General features: G+C 62.5%; 5 protein-coding genes and 4 pseudogenes. 7 read left to right on the top strand and 2 right to left on the bottom strand.

What is annotated here, in order from left to right:
• Positions 1–96 precede the first annotated feature (96 nt).
• The 3 genes and pseudogenes from DDF70_RS34720 to DDF70_RS34710 all read left to right on the top strand — a co-directional run bounded on the left by DDF70_RS34720 (position 97) and on the right by DDF70_RS34710 (position 2,617).
• Complete coding sequence (locus tag DDF70_RS34720; RefSeq protein WP_114947576.1) at positions 97–1,122, top strand: IS110 family RNA-guided transposase; 1,026 nt, start codon at positions 97–99, stop codon at positions 1,120–1,122.
• Between the two features lie 392 nt (positions 1,123–1,514).
• Positions 1,515–1,961, top strand: a pseudogene (locus DDF70_RS34715) (IS110 family RNA-guided transposase); the annotation flags it as partial.
• 365 nt (positions 1,962–2,326) lie between these two features.
• Complete coding sequence (locus DDF70_RS34710) at positions 2,327–2,617, top strand: hypothetical protein (protein WP_114949074.1); 291 nt, start codon at positions 2,327–2,329, stop codon at positions 2,615–2,617.
• A gap of 279 nt (positions 2,618–2,896) precedes the next feature.
• Here DDF70_RS34710 and DDF70_RS34705 read toward each other — a convergent pair whose 3' ends face one another.
• Positions 2,897–3,346, bottom strand: a complete 450-nt coding sequence (locus tag DDF70_RS34705) for a helix-turn-helix domain-containing protein (RefSeq protein WP_114949073.1) — start codon at positions 3,344–3,346, stop codon at positions 2,897–2,899.
• A gap of 67 nt (positions 3,347–3,413) precedes the next feature.
• Here DDF70_RS34705 and DDF70_RS39120 point away from each other — a divergent pair.
• The 4 genes and pseudogenes from DDF70_RS39120 to DDF70_RS34685 form a co-directional block, all read left to right on the top strand.
• A pseudogene (locus DDF70_RS39120) lies at positions 3,414–4,577 on the top strand (MFS transporter); the annotation flags it as partial.
• A 203-nt stretch (positions 4,578–4,780) separates the two neighbouring features.
• Positions 4,781–5,041, top strand: a pseudogene (locus DDF70_RS38545) (IS110 family transposase); the annotation flags it as partial.
• Between the two features lie 446 nt (positions 5,042–5,487).
• Positions 5,488–6,210: a polysaccharide deacetylase family protein gene (locus DDF70_RS34690; RefSeq protein ID WP_114949072.1), complete on the top strand. Its 723-nt coding sequence runs from the start codon at positions 5,488–5,490 to the stop codon at positions 6,208–6,210.
• Between the two features lie 115 nt (positions 6,211–6,325).
• Positions 6,326–6,568: pseudogene (locus DDF70_RS34685) on the top strand (transposase); the annotation flags it as partial.
• A 59-nt stretch (positions 6,569–6,627) separates the two neighbouring features.
• Here the strand turns inward: DDF70_RS34685 and DDF70_RS34680 are convergent.
• Positions 6,628–7,329 (bottom strand): IS6 family transposase, encoded by a 702-nt coding sequence (locus tag DDF70_RS34680; protein ID WP_114948864.1) that lies wholly within the window; start codon positions 7,327–7,329, stop codon positions 6,628–6,630.
• Positions 7,330–7,373: the final 44 nt, after the last annotated feature.

Here is a 7,373-nt window from a genome sequence, read left to right as displayed (position 1 = left end):
AGGGGCCAGCGCAAGAACTGATGGGGTAGACGCCCCCCAACGGCCTCGGTGTGCCACAGTGGAGGTGTTGATCAGCACCACTTAAGAGAGGCGTCCATGGGAGAGGTTAGCACAATCGGTTTGGATCTGGCGAAGAATGTCTTCCAGGTGCACGGAGCCGATGCCTCCGGAGCGGTCCTGTTCCGCAAGAAGCTGCGGCGGCACCAGGTGCTCACGTTCTTCGCAGCCCAACCATCCTGCACGGTGGCCATGGAGGCCTGCGGCAGCTCGCATTATTGGGCGCGCGAGATCCGCAGGCTTGGTCATCAGGTTCGATTGATCCCGCCGGCATACGTGAAGCCCTTTGTGAAGCGCCAGAAGAATGATGCGGCCGATGCCGAGGCGATCTGCGAGGCGGCCCAGCGCCCGACCATGCGCTTTGTGGCGCCCAAGAGCGAACAGGCTCAAGCCGCAGCGATCGTGTTCCGGGCTCGCGACCTCCTGGTGCGGCAGCGAACCCAGATCATCAATGCCCTACGCGGGCATCTGGCCGAGTTCGGGCTCATCGTGGCCAAAGGCCCGGCTCACGTTCCGCACCTGGTGCAGGCTGTCGAGGATGAGGCGGAGCCGATCCCGGAGCTCGCCCGACCCATTCTCCGGATGCTGGTCGCGACGCTCCACCGGCTGGATGAGCAGATTGCAGGTTTGGACCGCGAGGTCGCCCGGCGGGCCAAGGAGGATGAGACGGCGCGGCGGCTGATGACCATTCCTGGGGTCGGGCCGGTCACCGCAGTGGCCCTGGCGGCGCTGGCCCCTCCAGCTGAGACCTTGAGGTGCGGGAGGGACTTCGCCGCGTGGGTCGGGCTTACTCCACTCCAACGCTCCACAGGCGGCAAGCAGAAGCTCGGGGCCACCTCGAAAATGGGCGAGCGAACGCTGCGCCGCCTGCTGATCATCGGCGCGAACAGTGTCTTACTCCAGGTTGCTCGCAACGGAGCGCCGTCGGGATCATGGATTGCCCGGATGGTGGCACACAAGCCGCCGATGCTGGTGCGCGTGGCGCTGGCCAATAAGATGGCTCGCATCGTCTGGGCGCTGCTGGCACGCGGTGAAGTCTATCGGGCTCCGGCCGCGGCTGCGTAGGCAGTTGCGACCGAGGGGCTGTTGGGGCGTAGGAAGGTCGAAGGAGAGAGATGGCGCAACGGTCATTGAGACGGGATCAGACAAACCAGCTTGGGTACGAGAGCTTCGAGCGCGTAGAATTGATTGGGACCTGATCCGCGTACTCCCATCCGGGCCCGCGGCGTATGATCGGCCGCACTCGAGGCCGCACACATGTCCGCATCCGACCTGCGCGCTGTATCAAACCTGAAGATTCTTCTTGCGTTACCAGGGGCGTCTACACATGTTCCCATTGACGATGGGGTGGATGGCTCCCGCTCCCGACGGTGCCAAGATGAGCCCGTTTGAGGTGGACGAGAGGGAGCGAAGACATGGGAGAGATCACAACAGTCGGCCTGGACCTCGCCTAATCGGTGTTCCAGGTCCATGCCGTTGATGCCGAGGGGCGGGTTGCCATCCGCCGACAGGTCCGGCGGCCGCAGCTCGTCAAGTTCTGTGCAGGCCTGCCGCCCTGCCTGATCGGTATGGAGGCGTGCGCGACCGCCCACTACTGGGCCCGCGAGCTCACTGCTCTCGGCCATGAGGTCCGGCTCATGCCGCCGGCCTATGTGAAACCGTACGTGAAGCGGCAGAAGAACGATGCCGCGGATGCGGAAGCAATCTGCGAGGCCGTGACGCGCCCGACCATGCGCTTCGTGCCGGTCAAATCGCCCGAGCAGCAGTCTGCCGCGATGCTGCACCGCTCCCGGGCTCTCCTGGTCAAACAACGCACCATGCTCCTGCATACGATCCGTGCTCACTTGGCCGAACTCGGGATCGCGACCGGGACTGGGGTCTCTCAGGTCACGAAGATGGTTGGAGCTCGAGCAGAACCCGTTTTGGTCATGGACTTTCGTTCCAGCCAGTTCTTCGTTGACGATAACCGGGATGGCTGCGTCGATGCCACCGGAACGCTCTCCCTGCTGTTGATGGAGGGGAGAACTTTGTAACGAAGGCATCATCGGCCAGCGCCACCTCAATGATTTCGCCGCCGTGCCACACAGGCCTGTCGGAATTACGCGGCCTCATTGGAAACCAGAGCGATGGCCCAAAATGCCCTGCACCTGTCCTAATTGATCAAGCACAGGGCTCGGGAGCAGGTAGAATTTCTCGACAGGCAGGAGATGACACAAGGTGCGGCTCGGGCGAGTGCCGCCCACCCTTAGGCCTGGGAGAGGAAAGATCCATGCACGCTGTGATCAGAACCTACTCTGGTCAAGGAGCCAAGGAGCTTTTTGATCTGCTGGAAAAGCGTCAGTCGGATGTCGAAGGCCTGATGCGGACGGTCACGGGATTTGTCAGCTACGCCCTGGTCCGCACCGGCGATGGCGGCGTCACCATCACCATCTGTCAGGATAAGGCGGGTACCGATGAGAGCGTCCAAAAGGCCAGGGAGTGGGTCGGGCAGAATGCGTCCGAGATTGGCGCGAGCGCACCGAAAGTGACGGATGGTCCAGTCATTCTCCACTTGAAATAAGGGCGCCTGCCCCGGCACTGCGGAGGCCGCCTCGTTTGGCAGCTTGCTCAAATCGCCCTTGGTCGAAAGGCCGGGGTTACTCTGGCCGCCGCCAACCCAGGTTCCATCAACGGTGTTCCGCGATAGCCACCGACCCGGAAACAGGGAATGTCCCTTCCTGGCACTCTTGAGACGTAGGCGCTTTGTCTGCTTCGGCGCTCGAGAGCTGACGTTCAGCGAGGGGGCCTTCGTGCTCCCGAGACGCCTCATCCGAACCGATGCCCAGAAGCGGTTCACGAGCTATTCGCCACGCTGCGAGCCTCTGCGGCGTCCGATACCAGATCTCGGACGGGTGATGCGTCTGCGCGTCGTTGCCTTCAGGAGCTTGCGGAAGGTTGGACATTCCAGATGCGACGGAGCCGGACACTCGGCCACGTGCCGGAGGGCATCCCGCAACACCCGCAGGTCGACCATTTGACGCTGCAAATCGTCCGCCTTGGCGTGCAACTGTTCCCGGGGAATGTCAGGCCGTCCGTCCTTCCCGAACATGCGTGCAATCTCGGTGAGGGAGAAGCCGGCCGTCTTCCCGAGTTCGATCAGAGACAGCTTCAAGAGAACGTCGGCATCGAACTGCCGCCTCAGCCCATGCCGGCTGATCGAGCGGATCAAGCCGACCTCCTCGTAATAGCGCAACGTCGAGGGCGGCACGCCCGAGCGTTCGGCAACCTCTCCAATGTCCATCATGCCCATGCTTGACCTCAAGTTGACTTGAAGTCGTAGCCTCTCTCGAATCGTTACTTCGAGCAAGAGGCCCGTCATGACCATCCCGATAGTCCAACGACAGACACAGATCTGGCGTGACCCGCGAGCGATCGCGCTGCTGATGGCAGCGTCCCTCACGACCATGGCCAATGCCACGATCAGTCCGGCACTCCCCGGGCTCGAGCGCCTGTTCGCGGATGATCCGAATGCTGGGATGCTGGTACGGCTGCTGGTACCCGCACCCTCCATCAGTGTCGCCATCTTCGCGCCATTCGCCGGTCTTGTCGCGGATCGGTACGGTCGGCGTCGGATGCTCCTGGCCGGGGTCATCCTCTTTGTGATCGCCGGATGCGCGGGGCTGTTCCTTCCCGACCTTCCAACCGTCTTCGCTAGCCGTCTCGTACTGGGATTGGCTGTCGCCCTCATCATGACGGCCCAGACCGCGCTGATCGGCGACTAATTTACCGGAGACGAGCGGAGCGCGCTGACCGGGCTTCAGATATCGGCCCGGAGCTTTGGAGGTTTGGTCTTCATCTCGACTGCCGGATGGCTCGCGGCGATCTCTCCACGTCTGCCCTTCGCCATCTATGGTCTCGCTGCGGTCTTCCTGCCGTTGATGTGGAAGGTTATCGTTGACCTGCAACGGACCTCGCCCGCTCCTGGGGCAAGCCTGGAGGACGGCTCCTCCGATCCTTCATCATGGGCCCTCGTCTTCACGCTGCTCGCGCTTCTCCAGGCCACGACGAACATGATCTTTTTCGTCATGCCGACCCAGTTGTCGTTTTTCTTCGCAGTGGCAGGCTACAGCAGCCCAGTGATGACCGGCTCCGCGCTCGGCGTCCTGATGCTTTCGGGCGGCGGGCTCGCCCTGCTTTACGGCCGGGTCCAGCGGGCCATCGGTTACGTTGGCATCTTCGCCCTGGGCTATGGCGCGATGGCGCTTGGTTTCCTGCTGCTGGTGTTTGCTGTGACACCTCTGGGCTGGTTCGTGGCAGCCGCCGCTATCGGTGCCGGCTATGCACTGGTATCTCCCAGCTTCGTGACCCTTGCCCTGAAGATTGCTCCGCTCCGGAGGAGAGGGGTGGCGGGCGGTATCCTGACCGCTTCCGTGTTCATCGGCCAGTTCTGTTCCCCACTTCTGAGCACGCCCTTGGTCGCTGCATACGGTTACGAGGGGCTTTTCTACGTCGCCTCATCGCTAGCCGCCACGATGGCTGTTGCGGCGGTCCTGAAGGCCTGCGCGAACGGACTTCAGGCATTGAAAGACGGGGTCCCAACGATGGAGTGGCGTCCTACGGCGGAGCAAGGGCATGCTCCCCGACCGAATTGTAAGGAATGTCGCCTAATGGAATGGTCCGGCCGTGCTCCTGCCCCGCTTGCCTGTAAGCTGTGGGGCTTCGAGCCACGCAAGGAGCACGTCTCATGTCACGGTCTTCTTTCTCTGCCGCCATTGCCACCCTGGGCATCGATCTGGGCAAGAACAGCTTCCATCTCGTCGGTCAGGATGAACGTGGCGCCATCGTGCTGCGCATTAAGCTCTCCCGTACCCAGCTCCCGCAGCGCCTGGCCAACATTCCGCCGTGTCTGATCGGCATGGAGGCCTGTGCCGGCGCTCACCACATCGGCCGTCAGCTCCAGGCCTTGGGCCATGACGTGCGCCTGATCCCGCTCGGTCTCATGCGCGTCTCGGCTACCTGTAAGACAGTGTGATCAGCTTCTGCGTGGCAGGGTCGGATGCGGATCAGGGGGAGAAGCAGATCGATTTGGCCGCCAGTTGGGTTCTGGGGAGAGGTTCGCGACGGGGTAGAGTGCCGCGCATTGGCATTGAAAGTGAGAAACCCGACGGACTATTTCTCCCACTATTGATGTCCAAAACTCCCTGAATCCCGATATTCTCATCTCAAGACGTCAGACGCCATCTTCCTGGCTTGACGGAGGAAGCAATGACATGGAGATGCTCGGCTTTCCAACGTTTTGCCGCCCTGATGATAGGAGTGCTCCAGCTAGCGGTCGGCAGCACTCCATCCATCGCTGAACCGTTCAGAAACCTGGCTGCCAAGCAGCAGCAGTCCGGACGCCCTCGGGACCGCTCACCTTGGGTTCTGCCTGGGACTGGTTCTGGCTCTCCGATGCGCTCCGCCACCTGCCCACGGGAAGGCGCACTCGGCGTGTCGCGCGTGCTTCCTTTGGCGGTGAACGGCGAGCTGAAGGTCGGTCGCAAGAACTATCCCCAGACCCTTCCGTTAGCCGACCACGAGGTGGTTCTGACGTTTGATGATGGCCCCGCCTCACGAACAACAGCTCGGGTCCTCGACGCGCTCCGCCGCGAGTGTGTCCAGGCGACCTTTTTCCTGATCGGCCGCAATGCTCTCCTGCATCCGGACCTGGTCCGCCGTGAAGTCGCGGAGGGACACACGGTGGCGCACCACAGCTGGTCTCATCCGGCGGCGACCCTGCGCGGCCTGCCCACCGCAGCAGCCGTTGCCGAGATCACCAGAGGTATGCAGGCGGTGGATGCGGCAGGCTGGGGAGGGGAGCTATCCGGCAGGGTACCGCATGTTCCATTTTTCCGCTTTCCAGGCTTTGCTGATACTGAGCCGCTGCTCGCGTTTCTCGCCAGCCGCCATATCGCGGTGTTTGGCGCCGACCTTTGGGCTTCGGATTGGCTGCCGATGAGCCCGGCATCTGAATTGCAGCTCGTCCTGCGCCGGCTGGAGCAGAGCAGAGGCGGCATTCTTCTCCTTCACGATACGCGTGCGCAGACAGCCGCGACGCTGCCCGATCTTCTCCGCGAGTTGCGCCTCCGCGGATTCAGGGTTGTTCATCTCACCTCGCCTCTTGCTGCCCCATGAACCACGGCGACACCGTTGGCCGGCATCGGGTCGCCGACCTGGTCCTGACCCGTCAAACTGGTCCATTGGGAGGACAACTTTCCGGGCATTTTGATCCTTGAGGAGGGTCAGTGCCATGAAGAAGACGCGCTACACGGAAGAGCAGATCGCCTTTGCGCTGCGCCAAGCCGAGAGCGGCACGCCGGTGGCCGAGGTGATCCGCAAAATGAGCATCACCGAGCCGACCTTTTACAGGTGGAAGAAGCAGTTCGCCGGCATGGGCGTAGCCGAAATCCGCCGCCTCAAGCAGCTCGAAGACGAGAATGCCCGGCTCAAGAAGCTCGTGGCCGATCTGACGCTCGACAAGACCATGCTGCAGGGGTGTTGTCACGTTAACTAGAACTGGACGTATTCAGGCAGGCCCAATTGCCTAACGGATCAAGTGGCAACGCCCGCCGCGACTTTCCACTCCGCCATGGCGTTGACGCGGTGAAGGTGGGTCGCGCGGGCAGAGCGGCGCGAGCGGGGTGGAACGAACAGGTTGCGGACGGCAGAGAAGACACTGACGAACCGCTGCAGGCACCTGGGTGATCGAAAGCCTTGCCTCGCCCGTTCTCGCCGGCGGAACGGGAGATGCGAATTCTCCGCCCGATTGTTGAGCCCCTTATGGGATCGGTGTTCGACTTCTGGCATGATCTGACGCCGGGCGGCCGAGTAGGAGCCGAGCTTGTCAGTGATCATGCGCCGGGGCGGACCGCCCTGCTTCTTCAACAGACGCTTCAGCAAGCGCTTGGCCGCCTTGGTGTCGCGGCGCGTCTGCACGATCTCGTCGAGCACATAACCGTCCTGATCAACCGCCCGCCACAACCAGTGCTTCTGGCCCGAGATCGTGACCACGACCTCATCCAAATGCCAGATGTCGCGGGGGCTTGGTGGCTTGCGCCTGAGACGGCGCGCGAAGGCCGGCCCAAACTTGAGAGCCCAGCGACGCACCGTCTCATAGGAGACGAGAATGCCGCGCTCGAGCAGCATCTCCTCCACCAGCCGCAGGCTCAGCGGGAACCGGAAGTACAACCAAACCGCATGGGCGATGATCTCAGGCGGAAAGCGATGGCGTTTGTAGCTGACAGGCTTGCTCATGCTGGCCCGTCTACACGGTGGCGGTCAAACTCGAGTTAATGTGA

The organism is Microvirga calopogonii (genome assembly GCF_003347665.1).
In the GTDB taxonomy this organism is placed as follows: Bacteria; Pseudomonadota; Alphaproteobacteria; order Rhizobiales; family Beijerinckiaceae; genus Microvirga; species Microvirga calopogonii.
Note: the sequence above shows the minus strand (reverse complement) of the source record. Positions and strands in the feature narration are given on the sequence as shown.

Coding starts and splice junctions, on each gene's coding strand:
- DDF70_RS34720 (WP_114947576.1), top strand. CDS start 97: ATGGGAGAGGTTAGCACAATCGGTTTGGATCTGGCGAAGAATGTCTTC.
- DDF70_RS34710 (WP_114949074.1), top strand. CDS start 2,327: ATGCACGCTGTGATCAGAACCTACTCTGGTCAAGGAGCCAAGGAGCTT.
- DDF70_RS34705 (WP_114949073.1), bottom strand. CDS start 3,346: ATGGGCATGATGGACATTGGAGAGGTTGCCGAACGCTCGGGCGTGCCG.
- DDF70_RS34690 (WP_114949072.1), top strand. CDS start 5,488: ATGCGCTCCGCCACCTGCCCACGGGAAGGCGCACTCGGCGTGTCGCGC.
- DDF70_RS34680 (WP_114948864.1), bottom strand. CDS start 7,329: ATGAGCAAGCCTGTCAGCTACAAACGCCATCGCTTTCCGCCTGAGATC.